Source organism: Paraclostridium sp. (assembly GCF_051657365.1).
Classification (GTDB): Bacteria; Bacillota; Clostridia; order Peptostreptococcales; family Peptostreptococcaceae; genus Paraclostridium.
Genome location: NZ_JBOFKN010000100.1, coordinates 1 through 20,456, shown reverse-complemented (window position 1 = coordinate 20,456; position 20,456 = coordinate 1). Strand labels below are relative to the sequence as shown.

The 20,456-nt window shown below is 26.3% G+C and carries 24 protein-coding genes; 1 reads left to right on the top strand and 23 read right to left on the bottom strand.

What is annotated here, in order from left to right; all coding sequences use genetic code 11:
- The 14 genes from ACRCYC_RS07230 to ACRCYC_RS07165 form a co-directional block, all read right to left on the bottom strand.
- Positions 1 to 525, bottom strand: a 525-nt coding sequence (locus ACRCYC_RS07230; protein WP_438618462.1) for a hypothetical protein, incomplete at its 3' end; no start/stop codon positions are given.
- 56 nt (positions 526 to 581) lie between these two features.
- A complete protein-coding gene (locus ACRCYC_RS07225) occupies positions 582 to 1,679 on the bottom strand; it encodes a Nif3-like dinuclear metal center hexameric protein (RefSeq protein ID WP_438618461.1) in 1,098 nt (365 codons plus the stop codon).
- Complete coding sequence (locus ACRCYC_RS07220) at positions 1,679 to 2,365, bottom strand: tRNA (adenine(22)-N(1))-methyltransferase (RefSeq protein WP_438618460.1); 687 nt, start codon at positions 2,363 to 2,365, stop codon at positions 1,679 to 1,681. The genes ACRCYC_RS07225 and ACRCYC_RS07220 overlap by 1 nt, the downstream gene beginning before the upstream one ends.
- A 79-nt stretch (positions 2,366 to 2,444) precedes the next feature.
- Positions 2,445 to 3,617 carry an RNA polymerase sigma factor RpoD gene (gene rpoD / locus ACRCYC_RS07215; protein ID WP_438618459.1) on the bottom strand — a complete coding sequence of 391 codons (1,173 nt, stop codon included), beginning with the start codon at positions 3,615 to 3,617 and terminating at the stop codon, positions 2,445 to 2,447.
- A gap of 18 nt (positions 3,618 to 3,635) precedes the next feature.
- Complete coding sequence (gene dnaG, locus ACRCYC_RS07210) at positions 3,636 to 5,456, bottom strand: DNA primase (RefSeq protein WP_438618458.1); 1,821 nt, start codon at positions 5,454 to 5,456, stop codon at positions 3,636 to 3,638.
- 278 nt (positions 5,457 to 5,734) lie between these two features.
- Positions 5,735 to 6,511 carry a 3-deoxy-7-phosphoheptulonate synthase gene (aroF, locus tag ACRCYC_RS07205; RefSeq protein WP_438618457.1) on the bottom strand — a complete coding sequence of 259 codons (777 nt, stop codon included), beginning with the start codon at positions 6,509 to 6,511 and terminating at the stop codon, positions 5,735 to 5,737.
- Entirely contained in the window at positions 6,492 to 6,998 is a 507-nt protein-coding gene (folK, locus tag ACRCYC_RS07200; protein WP_438618456.1) for a 2-amino-4-hydroxy-6-hydroxymethyldihydropteridine diphosphokinase, read from the bottom strand. The genes aroF and folK overlap by 20 nt, the downstream gene beginning before the upstream one ends.
- The gene (folB, locus tag ACRCYC_RS07195) at positions 6,991 to 7,356 is read right to left on the bottom strand and encodes a dihydroneopterin aldolase (RefSeq protein WP_438618455.1); all 366 of its coding nucleotides are present in this window, start codon (positions 7,354 to 7,356) and stop codon (positions 6,991 to 6,993) included. The genes folK and folB overlap by 8 nt, the downstream gene beginning before the upstream one ends.
- Before the next feature lie 7 nt (positions 7,357 to 7,363).
- Positions 7,364 to 8,155, bottom strand: a complete 792-nt coding sequence (gene folP, locus ACRCYC_RS07190) for a dihydropteroate synthase (RefSeq protein ID WP_438618454.1) — start codon at positions 8,153 to 8,155, stop codon at positions 7,364 to 7,366.
- Positions 8,156 to 8,165: 10 nt separating this feature from the next.
- A complete protein-coding gene (gene folE / locus ACRCYC_RS07185; protein WP_438618453.1) occupies positions 8,166 to 8,738 on the bottom strand; it encodes a GTP cyclohydrolase I FolE in 573 nt (190 codons plus the stop codon).
- A 37-nt stretch (positions 8,739 to 8,775) separates the two neighbouring features.
- The gene (locus ACRCYC_RS07180; protein WP_438618452.1) at positions 8,776 to 9,456 is read right to left on the bottom strand and encodes a hypothetical protein; all 681 of its coding nucleotides are present in this window, start codon (positions 9,454 to 9,456) and stop codon (positions 8,776 to 8,778) included.
- Positions 9,423 to 10,181: an aminotransferase class IV gene (locus ACRCYC_RS07175; RefSeq protein WP_438618451.1), complete on the bottom strand. Its 759-nt coding sequence runs from the start codon at positions 10,179 to 10,181 to the stop codon at positions 9,423 to 9,425. The genes ACRCYC_RS07180 and ACRCYC_RS07175 overlap by 34 nt, the downstream gene beginning before the upstream one ends.
- Positions 10,171 to 11,514, bottom strand: coding sequence for an aminodeoxychorismate synthase component I (gene pabB / locus ACRCYC_RS07170; protein ID WP_438618450.1), 1,344 nt, complete (start codon positions 11,512 to 11,514; stop codon positions 10,171 to 10,173). Before pabB ends, ACRCYC_RS07175 begins: the two co-directional genes overlap by 11 nt.
- On the bottom strand, positions 11,508 to 12,101 hold the full coding sequence (locus ACRCYC_RS07165; RefSeq protein ID WP_438618449.1) for an anthranilate synthase component II: 594 nt from the start codon (positions 12,099 to 12,101) through the stop codon (positions 11,508 to 11,510). The genes pabB and ACRCYC_RS07165 overlap by 7 nt, the downstream gene beginning before the upstream one ends.
- A gap of 221 nt (positions 12,102 to 12,322) precedes the next feature.
- Here ACRCYC_RS07165 and ACRCYC_RS07160 point away from each other — a divergent pair, with 221 nt between their 5' ends.
- Positions 12,323 to 12,484 (top strand): hypothetical protein, encoded by a 162-nt coding sequence (locus ACRCYC_RS07160; protein ID WP_438618448.1) that lies wholly within the window; start codon positions 12,323 to 12,325, stop codon positions 12,482 to 12,484.
- Positions 12,485 to 12,504: 20 nt separating this feature from the next.
- Here the strand turns inward: ACRCYC_RS07160 and ACRCYC_RS07155 are convergent, their stop codons facing one another.
- From ACRCYC_RS07155 to ACRCYC_RS07115, 9 genes are all read right to left on the bottom strand, one after another.
- Positions 12,505 to 12,828 carry a hypothetical protein gene (locus tag ACRCYC_RS07155; protein WP_438618447.1) on the bottom strand — a complete coding sequence of 108 codons (324 nt, stop codon included), beginning with the start codon at positions 12,826 to 12,828 and terminating at the stop codon, positions 12,505 to 12,507.
- A gap of 84 nt (positions 12,829 to 12,912) precedes the next feature.
- On the bottom strand, positions 12,913 to 13,608 hold the full coding sequence (locus ACRCYC_RS07150) for a polysaccharide deacetylase family protein (RefSeq protein ID WP_438618446.1): 696 nt from the start codon (positions 13,606 to 13,608) through the stop codon (positions 12,913 to 12,915).
- 27 nt (positions 13,609 to 13,635) lie between these two features.
- Positions 13,636 to 14,595 (bottom strand): CAP-associated domain-containing protein, encoded by a 960-nt coding sequence (locus ACRCYC_RS07145; RefSeq protein WP_438618445.1) that lies wholly within the window; start codon positions 14,593 to 14,595, stop codon positions 13,636 to 13,638.
- A 130-nt stretch (positions 14,596 to 14,725) separates the two neighbouring features.
- Positions 14,726 to 15,523: an MORN repeat-containing protein gene (locus ACRCYC_RS07140; RefSeq protein WP_438618444.1), complete on the bottom strand. Its 798-nt coding sequence runs from the start codon at positions 15,521 to 15,523 to the stop codon at positions 14,726 to 14,728.
- A gap of 359 nt (positions 15,524 to 15,882) precedes the next feature.
- Positions 15,883 to 16,749 carry a YitT family protein gene (locus ACRCYC_RS07135; protein ID WP_438618443.1) on the bottom strand — a complete coding sequence of 289 codons (867 nt, stop codon included), beginning with the start codon at positions 16,747 to 16,749 and terminating at the stop codon, positions 15,883 to 15,885.
- Between the two features lie 36 nt (positions 16,750 to 16,785).
- Positions 16,786 to 17,478 carry an LrgB family protein gene (locus tag ACRCYC_RS07130; RefSeq protein ID WP_438618442.1) on the bottom strand — a complete coding sequence of 231 codons (693 nt, stop codon included), beginning with the start codon at positions 17,476 to 17,478 and terminating at the stop codon, positions 16,786 to 16,788.
- Position 17,479: 1 nt separating this feature from the next.
- Complete coding sequence (locus ACRCYC_RS07125) at positions 17,480 to 17,845, bottom strand: CidA/LrgA family protein (RefSeq protein WP_438618441.1); 366 nt, start codon at positions 17,843 to 17,845, stop codon at positions 17,480 to 17,482.
- A 125-nt stretch (positions 17,846 to 17,970) separates the two neighbouring features.
- Positions 17,971 to 18,939 (bottom strand): WG repeat-containing protein, encoded by a 969-nt coding sequence (locus tag ACRCYC_RS07120; RefSeq protein ID WP_438618439.1) that lies wholly within the window; start codon positions 18,937 to 18,939, stop codon positions 17,971 to 17,973.
- A 137-nt stretch (positions 18,940 to 19,076) separates the two neighbouring features.
- The coding region (locus ACRCYC_RS07115; RefSeq protein ID WP_438618438.1) for a tetratricopeptide repeat protein at positions 19,077 to 20,456 on the bottom strand (1,380 nt) is incomplete at its 5' end.

Here is a 20,456-nt window from a genome sequence, read left to right as displayed (position 1 = left end):
TATACATACCACAGGAATTATTGAATACATTATCAAACCTATACTTATAGTTACATTTCCAAATCCAATAAACGAGGATGAAACCATATTTATTGGAACTAAATTAACTCCCAATAATATATTAAATACATTCAAATACTTATTTATATCTAGCTCATATATACCTATAAATACTTTTATAAAAATAGATATAGCAATTAAAAATAAAGTAGTCATAAGTTGAATTTTTAATTTATTTTTCAAATTAAAATCAATTATAAATCTCTTTATACCTAATTTTAAATCATTGTAATTTTTATCTTCATTTTCATTTTCTTTATAATTTTGCTTTTTTATTTCAACCAAAAAATTCCCACAATTTTTGCAATATATATTTTTTTCTTCTTGAATTTCATTACACCTACAACAAATTTTTTCAGATTTAAAATAAATTTTATTGTACTCAATTTCACTTAGATCATGCCCATCTATCTTACAATAATTTTTGCAATTAGAACCTTTCAATTCACAAGTTTCACATCTCATATTTATCCTCCATAGTTTAAATAGCCCTAAGATAATCTTAAGGCTATTTCTCATAACTATATTATATCAAAAGGATTTAAATTTACATCACTTTTTATAATATCAATATCAAATTTTCCATTCAAATAATCAAACATTATATCCTGGAATACTTTCTCCGTATCGAAATGTCCGCAATCTATAACTTTCATCCCCATATCCAAAGTATCTTGAGCATCATGGTACTTAATATCTCCCGTTATCAATACATCACACCCAGATTTATAAGCTTTTTTTATCATATCTGCACCAGAACCTGTAACGATAGCAATTTTAGATACTTTTTCATTTAAATCCCCAACTACTCTTAAATGTTTTATATCCAAACTTTCCTTAAGAATCATACCTAAATCTTTAAAAGCTATCGGCTCAGCAAGTTTTCCATATCGTCCCAAACCTACAGCCTCTCCTTTGTTTTCTAATTTATATAAATCATATGCAACTTCTTCATATGGATGAGCTTTAATCATAGCATTTATAACTCCACCTAATTTCCTTTGTGTAACTATAGTCTCTATTTTAACTTCATGAACACTTTCTAAAGCTCCTTCTTCTCCTATATAAGGATTCGCTCCTTTACATGGTTTAAATCTCCCTTCACCTTCTATACTAAAAGAACAGTCCTTATAATTACCTAAATATCCAGCCTCAGAATTACCTAGAGCTGTTCTAACTTTATCTAAGTGAGTTTTTGGAACATATACAGCTATTTTATATAAAGTTTCACTATTAGTTTTATCTAATATACATACATTGTTAAGTTTTAACATATCTACAAAGTAATCATTTAGTCCATCAAATGCTATATCAAAATTAGTGTGCATTGAATAAATAGCTATATTATTTTTAATTAATTTATGTATTAATTTGCCCTTTAAATCCGATGAATTTATTTTTTTCATTTTAGAAAATATAAATGGGTGATGAGTTATTATTAAATCTATGTTATTATCTATAGCTTCATCTACTACACTTTCATTTGCTTCTAATGCAATCATCACTCTCTTTATTTCACTATCATAATCCCCAACAATAAGGCCTACATTATCCCAATCATAAGCTAAATCAAGAGGATATTTCTTCTCTATATGCTTTGTAAAACTTTTAAGTTTCATTATATCAGCCCCTTAAACTTTCCAATGATTTTTATTGTATCATTTCGTTTAACTTCTACTGCTTCTCCCTTTTTTCCTTCTAATTTACTTAGAATATTTTCGTAAGAAGCTATTTTTTTATTTATAAATTCAATTAGCAATTCATCTTTATTTTCTATAAGCTTATTACCAACCTCATAATATATTTCATCATTAACATTAGTATTTTTACCTGTATACGTAGCTACAATCACTTCATATATTCTAAAGTCTTCTTTTACTAAAATTTCATTTAATATTTCATATCCATTGTTATACAAATATTTTCTTAATTCATTTTGCGCTTGCATGGGCTGTAATATAAGTTTTTCAACTGTTTGAGCCACACTTTTTTTAGCTTCTAACAACTCACTTATAAGTATTCCTCCCATACCAGCTATTATAATTTCATCTACTTCATTTTCATCCAATACTTCAAGTCCAGATCCTAATCTTAAGTCAACATATTTTTCTAATTTATTGTGTCTAACTTCTTTTCTTGCATTTTCTAATGGGCCCTTGTTTACATCTGCTAATATAGCAAATTTTATTTTAGTATTTTTCAAAAGATAAACAGGTATATATCCATGATCAGTCCCTATATCAGCTATTTTTTTTCCTTCATCTATAAGGCTCGCTATCTTTAATAATCTTTCTGTTAGTTTCAATTTTAATAAATCCTTTCATATTTGTTTTTATATAGATAAAAATTCGCCTATTAATAGACGAATTTTTATCTTATTTATATTAATCTAAATAATCTCTAAGTTTTTTAGATCTACTTGGATGTCTTAATTTTCTTAATGCTTTAGCTTCTATTTGTCTGATTCTTTCTCTTGTTACATCAAACTCTTTACCTACTTCTTCAAGAGTTCTTGCTCTACCATCTTCAAGTCCAAATCTCAATTTTAAAACTTTCTGTTCTCTTTCATTTAAAGACCCTAAAACTTCTTCTATTTGCTCTTTAAGTAGAGAGTATGCTGCTGCTTCTGCTGGAGCCGGTGCATCATCATCTGGTATAAAATCACCTAAATGACTATCTTCCTCTTCTCCTATTGGAGTTTCTAAAGAAACTGGATCTTGAGCTATTTTCATTATCTCTCTAACTTTATCCTCAGTCATATCCATTTCTTTTGCAATTTCTTCAGGTTTAGGATCTCTACCTAATTCCTGTAATAATTGTCTTGATACTCTTATTAATTTATTTATAGTTTCAACCATGTGAACTGGTATTCTTATAGTTCTTGCCTGGTCTGCTATTGCACGAGTTATAGCTTGTCTTATCCACCATGTAGCATAAGTACTAAACTTAAATCCTTTTGTATAATCAAACTTTTCTACAGCTTTTATAAGACCTAAGTTACCTTCTTGTATTAAGTCTAGGAATAACATACCTCTTCCAACGTATCTTTTAGCTATACTTACAACAAGTCTTAAGTTAGCTTCGACTAATCTTTGCTTAGCAATTTCATCACCTTCGTGCATTCTTCTTGCAAGTTCTGATTCTTCATGAGGCTTAAGTAAAGGTATCTTTCCGATTTCCTTTAAGTACATTCTTACGGGGTCATCTATACTTATCCCCTTAGGTAATGTTAAATCTATTTGTTCTATCTCCATAGTATTTTCTTCTTTAGATGTATCTTCATCTATACTATCATCTATATCTAAATTAGATATATCTACATCCTCTGAACTAAATTCGATTTCTGCGTCGGCTTTTTCTTCTTTCTTCTGTATTACTTCTATTCCTAAGTTACCTAATGTTTCATATAAGTTTTCCACTTGGTCTTTATCAAGTTCAGTCTCTGAAAAAGCTTCCATTATCTCCATAAGAGTAAGACTTCCTTGTTTTTTACCTTTTTCTATAAGTGACTTAGCTGTTACTCTTTTAGATTCTTTCTTTGGTGTTTTAGTTTCCATGCTCAAGCCTCCCTTCATTTATATTTTTTGTAATACTCTTCTTAATTCAACTATTTTTATAGCAATTTCCATAACTTGAACATCTACCTCTTTCGCATTTGAATTATCCTTAGATTTACTTGCCTCTAATTCTTTTTGCTTCTTTAATAAATTATCTATATCATTTTGAAGCTTATTCCTTTTTACTTTTTTTATTATGTCTTCTACATTTTTATTATCAGTTAAATTTATATTTTCTAAATTCACAGAATACAAATTTTCAAGATATTCTTCGGACAAGTTTAAATCTTTCAATTTGTCAATAGTTATTTTATCCAATTCTTCATTTTTAATTATAAATTTTAAAATTTCTTTATTTTCTTTTAATATAAAATCATTTTCATCTACCTTTAAATTTAACCAAGTCCTCACATTTTTATTTTGTAAAAGTATTCTTATCAAAATCTTTTCTGTAAGTTCATTTCCATTATTTATTATAGTAGGTCTTTTAAAAGCATTCTCATCTCTTTTTTGATACTTGTCATTTTTTTTATAATTTTCATTATACTTAGGCTTATAACTTTTTCCATATACTTCTTTTTTTAAAGATTCAATACTAATTTTACTTTCTGAACTTAAAAAACCAATATAATAATCTATATCTACAGGACTTTTTAACGTTTTTATTATTTTAGTAGCCTCTTTAGTAAACTTTAATCTATCCTCATCTTTTGACAAGTTGTATTTTTTTTTGCATTCAACTATCTTATATCTTATATGATGAATTGCATTTTCTATAGATTTTTGATATTCATCTAATCCATATTTTCTTACAAACTCATCTGGGTCTTTTACATCTCTTAAATCCAACACCTTCACATTTATACTGGCACTAGTTAATATATCTATAGCTCTTAGAGTAGCCTTAATCCCTGCTTCATCAGAATCATAAGAAATTATAACTGTATCTACATATCTCTTTAGTAAATTCCCTTGTTCTAAAGTAAGGGCAGTTCCCAACGTAGCACATACATTCCTTATCCCAAATTGATATAGAGATATTAAATCCATATATCCTTCCACAAGAACCATAGTTCTATCTGCTATATTTTTTCTTGCAAAATTAAGACCATATAAATTGTACTTTTTATTAAATGCTAATGTATCTGGTGAATTTAAATATTTCGGAAGCCCATCATCAAGAACCCGGCCTCCAAAACCTATAACATTTCCTCTATAATCAAATATAGGAAAAATTACTCTATTGATAAATCTGTCATAATATTTATTTCCATCTTTTTTATATGTAACAAGACCACATTCAACAAGAGTATCTTTATCATACCCTTTGCTAATTAAGTAATCCATAAGATTAGTCCACGCTTTGGGAGCATATCCTAATCCAAATTTCTTTATTATCTTGTCATCAAGACCTCTACCTCTTAAATATTGATACCCAGAATTCTTTTCTTTAATTAAATTTGAAAAGTAATATCTAGCAGCCTCTGTATTTATATCTTGAAACTTCTTTACTTTTTCCATCCTGATTTTAGATTGCTCATCCATATTTGTGTTTATTTCAATTCCACAATTTTCAGCTAATAATTTGACTGCATCCATAAATTCAAGATTTTCTATTTTCATAATGAAGTTTATTACATCTCCACCTTCTCCACATCCGAAACATTTATATATCTGCTTTGATGTGTTTATATAAAATGAAGGTGTTTTTTCTCCATGAAACGGGCATAATCCTTTGTAGTTTGCTCCCGATTGCTGTACTTTAATGTAGTCTGATATTACCTTTACTATATCAGATCTAGATTTTATTTCTTCTATCGTATCTTTTATATCACTCATATTATCACCTTCTGGTGTAATTTTTTTAACATTACTATTTTACAATATATTAGAAATTTGTCAAATGCTCATTATACATAATTCGACTTTTTTTCTGTAATTCCTTCTTTTTTGCTAAATTTTTTTTAAAAATTTAATTTTTCTATTTTAATTTTCATATATATTTTTGTCACTTTACTATTTTGCATAATAATCATAATTTCAATACTATATTTCAAATATTTTAATATAATTATTTAAATTCAAAATAAAAAGAGGCAATAAGCCTCTTGATAATTTTATATTCTTCTTATACTGTTCATTAAATCTTCAAACTCTTCAAAATCAAGAGACTGTGGTCCATCTGATAAAGCTTCATTAGGATTTGGATGCACTTCAACCATTATACCATCTGCACCTGCTGCAAGAGATGCTATAGACATTGGTTTAACTAAATATCTTACTCCTGTAGCATGACTTGGATCTACTATAATAGGTAAGTTAGTTTCTCTTTTTATTATAGGTACTGCTGCTATATCTAGAGTATTTCTTGTATAGTCATTGTATGTTCTTATTCCTCTTTCACACATTATAATATTATCATTTCCACCTATAGCAATATACTCAGCCGCACCTATCCATTCTGTTATAGTTGAACTTATACCTCTTTTTAACATTACAGGCTTATCTTGCTTTCCAACTTCGCTTAGCAAAGTAAAGTTTTGCATGTTTCTAGATCCAATTTGGATTATATCTGTTACTTCATATAATTTTTCTAAATCCCTAGCATCCATAAGTTCAGTTATTACCGGCAATTTACTTTCTTCTTTAACAGCTTTTAATATTTCAAGACCTTCTTCTTTCAGTCCCTGAAATGATGTTGGTGAAGTTCTTGGTTTATAAGCTCCGCCTCTTAATATATTAGCTCCTTGTTTTTTTATAAACTTAGCAGTTTCTAAAAGTTGATCATAACTTTCTATTGCACAAGGACCCGCCATTATAATTTTATCTCTTGGTATTTCTAAATCATTACTTATTTTTATATTTAAATTATTTTTAAATAGGTTCTTCTTCATTACCTATAAACTCCTTTACTTCTTCTCTTTCCTCAGTCGTCAAAGATTGTAGGTATTCATTTATACTTATATTATTAATTTTCAAATCATCATTTAAATCTATAAGTGGTATTAATACAAATGCTCTTTCCTTAATTCTTGGATGAGGAATTTCTAGATTTTCTTCTTGTAAAATTATATCATTAAAAAATAATATATCAACATCTATAGTTCTTGGCCCCCATCTTATTTTTCTTTCTCTGTTTAAATCACTTTCAACTCTTTGACACCTATTTAAAAGTTCCATAGGTGTTAAACATGTTTCTATTTCAATACACATATTTAAAAAATCAGCTTGTTCTGTATAACCCCAGGCCTTAGTTTCATATAATTTCGATTTTTTATTTATTTTTATATCTTCGTAAGAATCTATTTTTTGTAAAGCTTCTTTTAAATAATTCAATCTATTTCCAATATTAGTTCCTAAACCTAGGTAAGCCTTATTCATTTCTTTTTCTCCTTATTTCCACACCAAAATAATCGTATATTCCAGGTACTGGAGCCTCAGGTTTTTTCACTCTAACCATTACTTCTTGTATTAAGGAAAATTTTTCGAAAACTTCTTTCGATATATTTTCAGCTAATGCCTCTAATAAATTATATCTTTTGCTTTCTACTATATATTTAACTACCTCATATACTTCTCCGTAACTTACAGATTTATTCATATCATCAGTATTTCCAGCTTCTTTAGTGCTTAAATGAAGTTCCATATCAATAAAAAACTTTTGACCTAAAGCCCCTTCTTCTTTAAAAACACCATGATATCCATAAAACCCCATGTTATTTAGCAATATCTTATCCATTAAATACCTACTTTCTACATATAGCATCAGAAACTTTAATAGCTCTTAAATTTTCTAATACATCATGTACTCTTACTATATCCACACCTGATTTGATTCCTAAGACAGTAGTAGCTATGGTTCCTTCTACTCTATATTTTGGTTCTACATTAAGTATATTTCCTATCATAGATTTTCTAGATGTTCCTAAAAGAAGAGGATATCCTAATTCTTTTAATTCCTCTAATCTAGCCATAACCTCTAAGTTTTGTTCAAATGTTTTTCCAAATCCTATGCCAGGGTCTAATATAATTTTCTTTTCATCTATCCCTGCATCTTTAGCTATCTTTACGCTTTCCATAAGGAATTCTTTTATGGATTCAATTATATCTTTATCATACAAAGTACCATCTTGATTGTGCATTATACAAACATAAGCATCGTATTTAGCTATAGTACTTGCCATATTCCTATCTTTTCTAAGACCCCACACATCATTTATCATGTCAGCTCCTAATTTCAAACTCTCTTCTGCAACTTCAGATTTATACGTATCTATAGACACTTTAACATTTAAATTTTTTTTTAAAGACTTAACAATCGGTATAACTCTTTTTAGCTCTTCATCAGCCTCTACTTTTTTATGACCCGGTCTTGTAGATTCGCCTCCTAAATCAATTATATCTGCACCTTGTTCTATCATTTCTCTCGCATGATTTAAAGCTTTTTCTAATTCAGTATAATTCCCTCCATCAGAGAAACTATCTGGAGTTACATTTAAAATACCCATTATATAGGTCTTTTTTCCATAATCAAACATATAACCACTCCTATCTCATGTTTATTAAACTCATAGCTTCTGCTCTAGCAGCTATATCTTTTTCAAATATACCTCTTACTGCTGAGGTTATAGTTTTTGATCCTGGCTTTTTAACACCTCTCATAGTCATACACATATGTTCTGCTTCAACAACTACAATAACTCCATATGGTTTTAACTCTTTCATTATAACATCGGCAGTATCTTTAGTAATTCGTTCTTGTAATTGAGGTCTCTTTGCTAAATCTTCTATTACTCTAGCTAACTTAGATAGACCTGTTAATCTTCCATCTTTCGGTAAATAAGCCACGTGTGCTTTTCCAAAAAATGGAACTAAGTGATGCTCACAACATGAGTAAAAAGGTATATCTTTAACTAAAACTAACTCTTCATGCTCCTCAGATTGGAAAAGTATTTTCAAATGATCCTTAGGGTCTTTATGTATACCTGAAAATATTTCTTCATACATTTTAGCAACTCTGCTTGGTGTATCTAACAATCCTTCCCTATTTGGATCTTCTCCTATAGCTTCTAATATATCTCTTACAGCATTTTCTATCTTTTTTTTATCTACGTTATACATATGGTTAACCCCCTTGGTTTTATAATTTCAAACTTTTTTACTTAGAAAATACATACTCATACACTTTTTTAAGATTATTATATTCGTAACCTTCATATATATTTATTACTAATTTAAATAAGTCTTTTTCATTTTCGCTTAAATATTTAAATAGTTTTTTATCTTTAGGTATCCATTTTCTATTTTTTATAAAGTATGCTTTTATTATATCTTTTAGATATATATTAGTCAAAAATTCATATTCATAATTTTCAAAACTATTTTTTACTTCTAATCTACATATATTATCATATATTGTATTAGCTAATACCAATATTTCACTCTCAGATATTTGCTTTGGACCCTCATCATATTTAATTTTTGATATTTTTAAAATACGATTTGAAATATCTTTTTTATCATATATAATTTTAGCATCTTTCATTTCTTTTATAAAAAAATATTCTTTTGTTTCTATTAAATATTCTACATAATTAGGTGAAAACTTATTTATGTCAAATTCAATTCCATTTAAAAGTTTAATATCTCTTATTTGATCTTCTTTTTGATTCGAAACTATAAATATATCTATATCTCTTATATTATTTTCAATCTTAAAATCAATATTTTTACTAGATCCAACTAAAAATACAGCAATATTATTACTATCATCTATGATAGCTTTAATTTGTTCATTATAAGAATTTAAAATTTCTTTAAGTTCACTATTTTGTTCCATAAAATATCGAAAACCTCACTATAATCCTTAAATTTAGTATCATCAACATATGTAACTTTCATAATACCCATTAAACTGTTACTTATAAAGCAAAAATCAAATCTATCAATTTCTGTTATTTTTATATCAGTTTCTATCATATTAATTCTTAATTCTACACATAACTCTTCAATCCTTTTTTTCATTATACCATTTAATATTGGTAATTCTTTATTTGGCGTATATATTTTTCTATCTTTTATAAAAAATATATTACTCATTGAACATTCTAATATATTATTTTTATAATCTAAAAAAATAGTATCATCAAATACATTTTCTAAAGCATATCTCTTCATATATATATTTTCAAAATAGTTAGTAGTTTTATGCTTATATAAAATATTATTGCCTCTTTTCGTTGGAGATACTGTTAATCTAAAACCTACTTTATAAATACTTTCATCATAAATTATTTTTCTAGTTGATATGTTGTACCCCTCATCAAATAAGGTTAGTCTAAGAGCTTTATTTTTTATGTTTTTTCTTTTTACATAATCTAATAAAATTTTCTTTATGTTCTCTTGATCTTGATTTATATCTAATTTTAAATCATTTATAGATTTAAAAATTCTATCTAGATGCATATCTAAACAAACACAAACGCCATCATCAATTCTTATCGTTTCAAATAGTCCAATTCCAAATTTACTTAATCCGCTATTAAAAGTTACATTATTCTTCATAATAGCCTCTTATAGCTTTCATTATAGATTTAGCTTTATCTAATGTTTCTTGATATTCATCTTGCGGATTAGAATCCCATGTTATACCTCCTCCAACTTGGAAGTGTATATGCTCTTCTTTCTTAATTAAAGTTCTTATAGCTATATTAAAGTCTAAATCTCCATTAAATCCTATATAACCTATAGATCCTGTATATACATTTCTTTGAGTTGGTTCTAATTCATCTATAATTTCCATCGCTCTTATTTTAGGTGCTCCCGTTATAGATCCTCCTGGAAATGTAGCTTTTATTAAATCTATACAATCTAGTGAATCTTTTAATTTACCTGTAACCGTAGATACTAAATGACTAACATTAGCATATGGTTCTATTACAAATAATTCAGGAACTTTAACTGTTCCAACTTCAGATACCTTTCCTAAATCATTTCTTTCTAAATCTACGATCATAAGCAGTTCAGCCTTATCTTTTTCGCTATTTTTTAATTCTTCTTGCAACATAATATCTTCTTCTATAGTTTTTCCTCTGGGTCTAGTTCCTTTTATAGGTCTGGCTTCAATATTTTTATCTATACATTTTATAAATCGTTCTGGTGAATTTGACAAGATTTGATAATTTTCAAAATTTAAAAATGCAGCAAAAGGAGCTTTGCTAACATTTCTTAATTTTTCATATAAACTATAACTAGATAAATTTGTAATTCCACTAAATCTTTGAGTTAAATTAGCTTGATATATATCACCTTGTCGTATATATTTTTTCACTTTGTTAACAGCTTCTATATAATCGTTTTTATTAAAATTAGAAATTAGTTTAACCTTAGATTGTTCTTCTTCAATATTTTTATCTATTTTACTATTTTCACCACTAATTATAATATTTTCTATATCTATAATAATATTTTTTTCTTGCTCCATATTTAGATCTGGAGTAGCTATATATGTTTTATTTTTTAAATGATCAACTATTATTACAAAATTGTAAAATCCAAAGTATAAATCATACACTCCTGTATCATCTACAGCAGTTTTAGGGAGCTTCTCAAGGTAATTACCTATATCATAGGATAAATACCCTACAGCACCTCCTACAAACGGTAAATCAGTGTTATTTTCAACTTTATATTTATCTAACTTTTTCTTTAAACTATCTAATGGGTTTTCAATGCTATTTTTTAACTTTATACTATCAAATGGTCTAGAACTTATAAATGAATATCTTCCTAATTTATTTTCATCCATACCACTATCTAATATAAAACTATTTTTCTCATCTTTAAATAAGGTGTATATTTCAAATGAATTTAACTTAGTATTTATTTCTTTTAACATAAGGTTTCCTCCTCAATCCTTCTAGCTTTCTTTATAAAGTTTTTTAGTATATCATGCCCTTGTTCTGATAATATAGCTTCTGGATGAAACTGAACTCCTTCTATATGATAATTTTTGCATGCTATACCCATTATTTCACCGTCTTTGCTCTTAGCTGTAATTTCAATTTCATCCGAAATAGTATTTTCGTCTATTATTAACGAATGATATCTTGTTACATTTAAAGGATTGTTTAAACTTTTAAATACCCCTTTATCTATATGATCTATCGCATGAACTTTACCATGTACGGGTTGTTTAGCTTTTATTATACTTGCCCCAAATGCATGTCCTATTATTTGATGACCTAAACATATACCCAAAATAGGTTTTTTACCTTTAAAATAATCAACAACCTCTATGCATATTCCTGCTTCTTTGGGTGAACATGGCCCTGGTGATAACACAATAATTTCTGGATTTAAATTTTTTATTTCTTCTATGCTAATTTCATCATTTCTTTTTATTACTATTTCTTCTCCTAACTCTTCTAAAAATTGAACTAAATTATATACAAATGAATCATAATTATCTATCATTAATATCATAAAATACCCCCTCTACGTTAATAATTTACATAATAACTTATTATTTTTTAATAATATTTATTTTTCTTACATGTTAATTATATATTCCTTAAGAAATCAATGTCAACATAGACGTTTTTGATGAAATTCTCAACAATATGTTGTGTATATTTATTTATATTAATCAAAAACTATATCAAGTACAACAATTACTAATCCATATATTTTTAGGAGGTTATAATGTGAGTAAATATATTATAATAAGATCTGACACAAAATCTATATCATTTCCAATGTCAAAACAAGAAGCATTAAAAACCATGAAACAATACGGAAAGCAAGGCATCTCTTCTTTAATAATATATGAAAATAAATGTATAAATTGCACTGGTTTCAAAAGCTAAACATCAAATAAAAAAGGAGCCTACAAGCTCCTTTTCGTCCATCTATAACTAGAATTATAATATTTTTCTTTTTTTCCCTTTTTACTTCTAATATCAATTAATTCATTTATTTTTTCTATATAGTTATCATCATTTGTAAGTCTTATTAAGCTAGTTAGATAATATACATTTGTACTTTTAGGTATTTTTTTGCTTATGACTAAGTCTATAGCTTTTTTTGCTGCATTAAAATGCTTTAGATGTGTATGCCCTTCTTCAAAAACCTTTTTAGTATTATAAGCTATATAACCTTCTTTAACTTGAAATATTATAAACTCTTTTCTTTCAAATATTTTATTATACATACACTTCATCCTTTTTAGAAATAGTCTTATTATATAATATTAATTTATATGAAAAAGTGTATGTATTTATTAATTTTTTTTATTTTAATTATATAGTTCTGAAACAGTCACAAATTTATATCCCTTTTTTTGCATCTCTGGAATAAATATATCCAAAGCTTCTACCGTATTATTTGTAGCATAATCATGAAGTAAAATTATATCTCCATTTTTAGCATTGTTAACAATTGTATTTGCAATGCTTAAAGCTGTAGGATTTTTCCAATCTTTAGTGTCTACAGTAGTCCATAGAACTACTTTATACCCATGTTTATTAGCTATATCACCCAATTTTTTTTCATTATAACTTCCATATGGAGGTCTAAATAATGTTGGTTTTTTGCCCGTTTTTTTAATTATTATTTCCTCGCATTTAAGTATTTCATTTTCTATTTGAATCGCACTTAAATTTGATATGTCAGGATGATTAAATGTGTGATTTCCTATTTCATGACCTTCATTACTTGCTCTTATAAGCGGTTTGCTATACCAATTAACATGTTTTCCAGCTACAAAAAAAGTAGCTTTTACATCATGTTTTTTAAGTATATCTAGTACTTGTTCAGTTTCTTTTGGATGAGGTCCATCATCAAAAGTTATAGCTAAGTATTTTTTATCTCTAGGACCATTTTTAATAAATAACTCTTCATTTTTAATACAAAATACATTACTTGGAATAGCTACTATAAAAAGTGCAACTATCAAAGTTAGTGAATACAACTTTATTTTATTATTTTTCATATTGATTATTCCTTTCATTATGTCAATTTATTCACTGTAAAAATTTTGAGTATAGTATACATTATAGTGTCCCCCAAAACTAACACCTACTCCTATATTGTCATAATCACCTAAAATGTTTTTTCTATGCCCCAAAGAGTTCATTAAAGCTTCATGAGCATATATAGCATTAATTTGTCCTGCGGCTATATTTTCTCCAGCTAAGCTATATGATATGTGTTCTTTTTTCATTCTATCAAATGGAGTTTCATTTTTTTTATTTATATGATCAAAAAAATTTTCATTTTTCATATTTTCACTATGTTTTAAAGAACTAATGCTAGCTTTTTCACTTAATTTTAATCGTTTTAATCCCGATTTATCTCGTACACTATTTATTAGGTCTATTGTTTGCATTTCAAAACTTTTTTTTAACTCTTCGCTATATTTAGGATATATATGTTGAGTTCTGTTTTCTACTACTTTATCAATAATTTGATACGATATTGCTTTTGATTCATTATGTATATCATAAAATACAGTTATGTATTTTCCATCTTCAATAAAAATGTCAAACTGATTATTAGACTCTATTATAAATTTAGTATTTCCCTTTTTTTTATATTCTATAGGCTTTGAAATCTTTCTTATATTATCCATTTCATCACCTAATTTTATATCTAACATTTCAGTTGAATTTATTGAATTACTATATAATCCAACAACTTTATCATTTTCTATTCCTACCATAACAAAATTATTTTTAAATCTATTATATACATACCATTCAAATCCATATTCACTATAATCTTTTCTATCTGGGTTATCTATTTTTTTAATAACACTATCTACGCTATCTCCTATTTTTATATCATAATATTTATTTATATTTTTATCTTCTAAAACTATAACTTCTTTTGCTTCTTTTACCTCATTTTTACATTCACCTATAATTACATATGTACCAATTAGAATTACACATATTAATAAGTATATTACTTTTTTCAAATTTTCACTTCCTTATAAAAAATAACTTTTTTTAACTTTTTAAATTATATACATTTATTAATATTTATATTCTTTAAGTAATATATTTTAAATTTTTATAAAAAAATAGACTAATCTTTTAAGATATAGTCTATTTTATACTAGAAATAAGTTCATCTAAACTTTTATTAAATATACTTGGCTTATCAAATTTCCAATTTCCTTGATAAGATACATCATTATCTATATAAAAAGTTCCATGCCCATGTTTTTTTCCATGTCTAAATTCTCCTTCATATTTTTTATTATCACTCCATATATAAGTTCCTTGTCCATGAGGCAAATTATTTTTAAATTCTCCTTCATATATAATTATTCCTTGTTCGTCATAACAAGTCCCTTTTCCATCCATCTTTCCATTTTTGAATTCGCCTATATACATACCTCCGTTTTTCCAAGTATATACACCATGTCCTTCTTTTTTTCCATGTTTCCAATTACCTATATATTCGTCTTGGCTAGCATAAATCATTTTACCTATCCCATCCATCAAATCACATTTCCATTGACCTGTATATATATATCCATTTGGAAGCTCACACATCCCATTGCCATCTTTCATATCATTTTGAAAGTTACCTATATATTCTAAATTCACTTGATTTTCTTGGTTGAATATATATATACCTTTTCCTTCCATCTTATCATCAATTAACTTACCTATATATGTATCTCCATTGAAAAATGTGTGTATTCTTCCAGAAGTTTTTTTACTTGAAATATTTATACTTTGACCATTTTCTAATGCTAGCTCTTCTTGCTCACAGTGCGATGGTCTCTTTGATAAAAATTTATTAAAAAGATTTATACGTTTTATTTCTTTTTCTATACTATATATAGTTTTTCTATATACTTCTATTAAATCCTTATTTTTTTGTTCTATACTCATATAACTACCCCACTACTTTCAAATTATACGTTTATATATTATTATATATTAAATTTCTACTTTTTTTCTATAGTTTAACTAAATTTTTATATATTTTATTACAACAATAAAGCATACCATTGAATGGTATGCTTTATTGTTGTAATAAATTTTGCCGATATAATTTGCTTAGTTTAGTTCCGATCAGATAATAATACGCACAGTGTAATAATTTTAAGCCTTATAATACTACTAAATTACTTAGAGTATGTATAATTATAATTTATCCGTTATTAAAACAAATCTAGAAATTGTTTTATATGATGTTAAATTACATCACATAAACTATATTGCCTATTAAATTATTTTTTATTCATATTCTATAAAAATTTTTCTTTAAATCCTCTACCTTTAACTTCATTTACATCATTGACAGATATAAATGCCTTTTTATCATATTTAAGTGCTATATTTTTAATCTTAGGTATTTCATTAGAAGCTACGATACAATATATTATTTTCTTCTTTTCATGAGTATACGCACCTTCTGCTTCTATAAAAGTTACTCCTCTTATAAGATCTTTCATTATACATTTTGAAATTTCTTCACATTTGTTAGATATTAACATAACAGCTTTCTGAGAATTCATAGCATCTTTTACAATATTCATAGAATATACATTTAAAAACATTCCTATTAATGTATACAGTCCTAATTCTAATCCAAATAATGTTGAACCTATACATACAATTAAAAAATTCATAAATAATCCTGTATCTTTCATAGGTATGTTTTTTTTAATTTTAAGAATTGCAGCTATTATATCAGTACCACCTAGCGAAGATTTAGCTTTAAATACTAGTCCTAATCCTACTCCCCCTAATATTCCTCCATAAACTGTCTGTAATAGTAAATCATTTACAGGTATGTAATGACCTATATTCTGAGTTAAACCTAAAACAAAAGAGAAAATCATCATATTTATTAAACTAGTTATACAAAATTCTTTTTCTAAAAATACAAATCCTAATATAAATATAGGTATATTTATTAAAAATGATAAAACCCCAATATTCATGTTGCTAACATAATTTAATGCAACAGATAAACCTGCTACTCCTCCACCTAGTAAATGTGCCGGTTTTAAAAATCCATTAATTCCTATTGAAGATATAGTTATTCCTGCTATTATTACTAAGTACCTCAAAAGTATATTTTCATCTAAAGTATTTTTTACCTCACTCATTATAATCCTCCATTTTAAAAAAGTTAGTCAAATTTATTATTTTATAAAATTTATTAATATAGGTACAAGCACTACTGTTATAGTTCCTGAAATTCCTATGGCTAACCCACTCATAGCACCCTCTATCTCCCCTAATTCTAATGCTTTTGTTGTTCCTAATGCATGAGATGCTGTTCCAAGTGCTATTCCCTTTGATACCGGATGTTTTGTGTTTATAAGCTTAAAAATAGGTGTTGCTATCATACCACCTATAATTCCAGTTAAGATAATAGCTACTATAGTTACTGATTCAATGCCTCCTAAAGTAGATGTAAGTGATATTCCCATAGGTGTTGTTATTGACTTTCCTAATAAAGAATTCATTATCAACTTATCAGAGTTTGTAATTTTACTTATAATTATAATACTTGTAAAAGAAACTAATACTCCAGATGTTATCCCGATTATAATTTCATAGAAATGTTTTTTTAGCAAATCATATTGTTTATAAAGTGGTAATGCTAAGACTATTGTTACAGGTGCTAGGAAAAAATTCACTGTATCTCCACCAATTTTATAACTTTCATAAGATATGTTAGATATTTTTAAAAATGCTATTATAGCTAAAATAGCTATTAGTAATGGGTTGAATATAGCTAACTTGGTTTTCTTTTGAATATATACACCTAAATTAAAAAATAATATAGTTATTACTATTCCAAATATAGGTGTTTGCAATACGTTATACATATTATTGACCTCTCTTACTTTTGATTTCTATCATTTTCTCAACAATCATAGCTGTTACAACCATTACTAAAGTAGTACTAATTAAAATAGTTGCTGCTAACACGATTATATTTGAACCAATTAAACCTAATGATTTTATAAGTGATACCCCTGCAGGCACAAAAAATATAGCCATATTATCTAAGAAAAAATTGCTTAATTCTTCAATTGATTCAACTTTTAAAATTTTAGATTTTAAGAGTGCAAATAATAAAATCATTCCGATTATACTTCCAGGTATAATTATTATATGACTTAAAAATGAACTAATGTATTCTCCTACAGCCCATATTATAAGAATCAGAGCTAGCTGTCTTAATAATTTCATTTATTTTTCTCCTAATTTTATTTTTTACAAAATTAAAGGGAGAATTTAAAACTCCCTTTAACTTCCTTTTATATATTACTACTATATGTTTATTTTTTCAAACCCAATTTTCATAGATTTTTAGCCTAATTTATCAAAATATCTCCATTTTTATCTATATAGTTATTGTTATCTCCTTCAATTATCTGTGCATATCCATTTTCAAAATCCGAAACCGATTTCAGAGTTGGAAGAATTTTTATTTTCCCCTCTTTATTTAAAAAACCCCATAATCCTCCCTTTGGTACGCACATACCTCTTGTCAATGAACTTGATCCAATATTAAACCTGGCTAAACCATCATAAAATTCACATGCGTAATCAAATATAGGTTCAATTACAACTTCTCCTTGTTTATTTATATAGCCCCATTTTTCATTTATACATACCGGCGCTAATCCTTCGCTAAACGATTTTGCTCTATCAAACTTAAAATCTATTATCGTCTCTCCTTGTTTATTTATATAACCCCATTTTTCATTTATCTTTATACCTGCTATTCCTTGTGAGAAATCATTTGCTATATCAAACTCTGGATTTATAACAAAGTCCCCATATTTATTTATATATCCATATTTATTTTTGCTCTCAACTAAAGCTACTCCTTCACTAAATTTATTAACATAACTAAAATTAGGCTTTATAATTATTTCTCCCGTATTATCTATATAACCCCACCTTTTATTTAACTTAATCCCAGCTATTCCTTCATTAAAATTAGATGCCCCTTCATATCTTGCACTTATAATTTCATCTAAGTTAGTATTTAAAAATCCATATTTACCATTAATTTTAATTCTAGCTAAACCTTCATTGAAATCTGATGCACTATCTAAATGTAGAAATATATTATTATATCCACATTCATCCATATATCCAAAAACCCATCTTGCAGATTTCCTTATACGTTTAATATATGTTACTACACAATATCCATCTTTAAACCTGTCTGAAACATATTTAAATTTAGGTTTTATTGCTATATCATTTTTTTCATCTATAAATCCATATTTTCCATCTCTTAATATAGGAAGAAATAATTTTTTATTTGACATTTCTAACCTCCTTTACATAAAAGTATTAACATCTATACTAATAATTAATATTACAATTTCATATTTCCTATACTAGTTTTCAAATATAAATATTGAATTTATTAAAACATAAAAAAAAAGAGCGTAAAAACGCTCTTTTATCTTTCTTTTAATATAGACTCTACCTTTGAATTATTATACATACTATCTGGATCCTCAGCTCTTAAACTATAAAATGCTTGCTGTGCTTTTTCTAAATTACCTTCTTTATAATAAAGCATCCCTAAATTGTAATAGCTATCATCATAATAATTATCTGATGTCTTATATGTGTTTATATATTTATTGTAATACTTTATAGCTTCTTCAGTATGCTTTTCTTTTTCATTAAGTAATGCTAATTGGTAAATTGATTCTGATACATATTTTTTTGTTTTCCCATTTTTAACTACTAATTCTAAATATTTTATAGCTTCACTACTATTACCTTCTTCTTTAAAATCCATAGCCTTATTAAATAAATCTTCTTCATCTCCAACAATAACTTCAGATTTATTTTCTTCTTTACTATCTTTAGTTTCTGTTTTAGCTTCTTTTAATTGCTCTTTTGTTTTATCTAAATTTTTATTAGTTTTATCTAGTTGTTCATCTTTTTGTGTGATTTCAGTAGATAAATTGTCTAATTTTTTCTTATTACTCATATACAGTATTCCAATCAAAATAATTAGTACTACAACTAATACATATACAGGTTTATGGCTTTTAGATTTTTTAACTTCATCTTTAACATCTGTTGATTTAGAATTTAAATTATTTAAATCTTTTTCAAATAAAATGTTATCTTTATCTACCATTCTCAATGAATCTAAATATTGATTTGCCTTTATATGGTCGCCTAATTTTTCATATATTAAATGTAGTAATAAATAAGGTTCTATAAGTTCTGGTTCTTCATTTACTATATTTTCAAGAATTTGTATACTTTCTTGATTTAAATCCTTATTTATAAATCTTATAGCATGATTGTATCTACTTAAAAATATACCAAATTCATCTGATGTTAGAAGTTTTACATATTTTTTAGCAAGTTCATTATTATCATAACATGTGCTTTTGTAAAAACTTTCAAATGATTCATCGAAGTTACATCTTAAAAATTTTAATAATCCTTTTAAATTCAATATATCAACATCTTTTGGATTTAATTCTAGAGCTTCTTCTACAATTTCAGTTGCACTAGTCATAAAGTTTCTTTCTATCATATTTAGAGCTTCATTATACTTTTTGTAAGACTCTAACTTTAATGTCCTTGTATCTTTAACTTGCCTTTTATTTTTATGCTTTAAATTAAGTATAGTTTCATCTTTACTATTTGATGTTATATAAGTCTTTTTAAGCGTTTTCAATGTTTCATGTATCTCTTCATCATCTATATTAAAAAAAGTAATATCATTACTATCTTCATTTATAAGTGATATATCTAATATTTTTTTATGTAGATTTTTTATATCATTTTTTATATCTAACTTTAAAATAAT

Bases quoted from the DNA above. Each gene is read 5' to 3' on its own strand.
- ACRCYC_RS07225 (WP_438618461.1), bottom strand. From the start codon at position 1,679: ATGAAACTTAAAAGTTTTACAAAGCATATAGAGAAGAAATATCCTCTT.
- rpoD (WP_438618459.1), bottom strand. From the start codon at position 3,617: ATGGAAACTAAAACACCAAAGAAAGAATCTAAAAGAGTAACAGCTAAG.
- dnaG (WP_438618458.1), bottom strand. From the start codon at position 5,456: ATGAGTGATATAAAAGATACGATAGAAGAAATAAAATCTAGATCTGAT.
- aroF (WP_438618457.1), bottom strand. From the start codon at position 6,511: ATGAAGAAGAACCTATTTAAAAATAATTTAAATATAAAAATAAGTAAT.
- folK (WP_438618456.1), bottom strand. From the start codon at position 6,998: ATGAATAAGGCTTACCTAGGTTTAGGAACTAATATTGGAAATAGATTG.
- folB (WP_438618455.1), bottom strand. From the start codon at position 7,356: ATGGATAAGATATTGCTAAATAACATGGGGTTTTATGGATATCATGGT.
- folP (WP_438618454.1), bottom strand. From the start codon at position 8,155: ATGTTTGATTATGGAAAAAAGACCTATATAATGGGTATTTTAAATGTA.
- folE (WP_438618453.1), bottom strand. From the start codon at position 8,738: ATGTATAACGTAGATAAAAAAAAGATAGAAAATGCTGTAAGAGATATA.
- ACRCYC_RS07180 (WP_438618452.1), bottom strand. From the start codon at position 9,456: ATGGAACAAAATAGTGAACTTAAAGAAATTTTAAATTCTTATAATGAA.
- ACRCYC_RS07175 (WP_438618451.1), bottom strand. From the start codon at position 10,181: ATGAAGAATAATGTAACTTTTAATAGCGGATTAAGTAAATTTGGAATT.
- pabB (WP_438618450.1), bottom strand. From the start codon at position 11,514: ATGTTAAAAGAAATAAATACTAAGTTAAATTCATTTGAAATATACACC.
- ACRCYC_RS07165 (WP_438618449.1), bottom strand. From the start codon at position 12,101: ATGATATTAATGATAGATAATTATGATTCATTTGTATATAATTTAGTT.
- ACRCYC_RS07155 (WP_438618447.1), bottom strand. From the start codon at position 12,828: ATGTATAATAAAATATTTGAAAGAAAAGAGTTTATAATATTTCAAGTT.
- ACRCYC_RS07150 (WP_438618446.1), bottom strand. From the start codon at position 13,608: ATGAAAAATAATAAAATAAAGTTGTATTCACTAACTTTGATAGTTGCA.
- ACRCYC_RS07140 (WP_438618444.1), bottom strand. From the start codon at position 15,523: ATGAGTATAGAACAAAAAAATAAGGATTTAATAGAAGTATATAGAAAA.
- ACRCYC_RS07135 (WP_438618443.1), bottom strand. From the start codon at position 16,749: ATGAGTGAGGTAAAAAATACTTTAGATGAAAATATACTTTTGAGGTAC.
- ACRCYC_RS07130 (WP_438618442.1), bottom strand. From the start codon at position 17,478: ATGTATAACGTATTGCAAACACCTATATTTGGAATAGTAATAACTATA.
- ACRCYC_RS07125 (WP_438618441.1), bottom strand. From the start codon at position 17,845: ATGAAATTATTAAGACAGCTAGCTCTGATTCTTATAATATGGGCTGTA.
- ACRCYC_RS07120 (WP_438618439.1), bottom strand. From the start codon at position 18,939: ATGTCAAATAAAAAATTATTTCTTCCTATATTAAGAGATGGAAAATAT.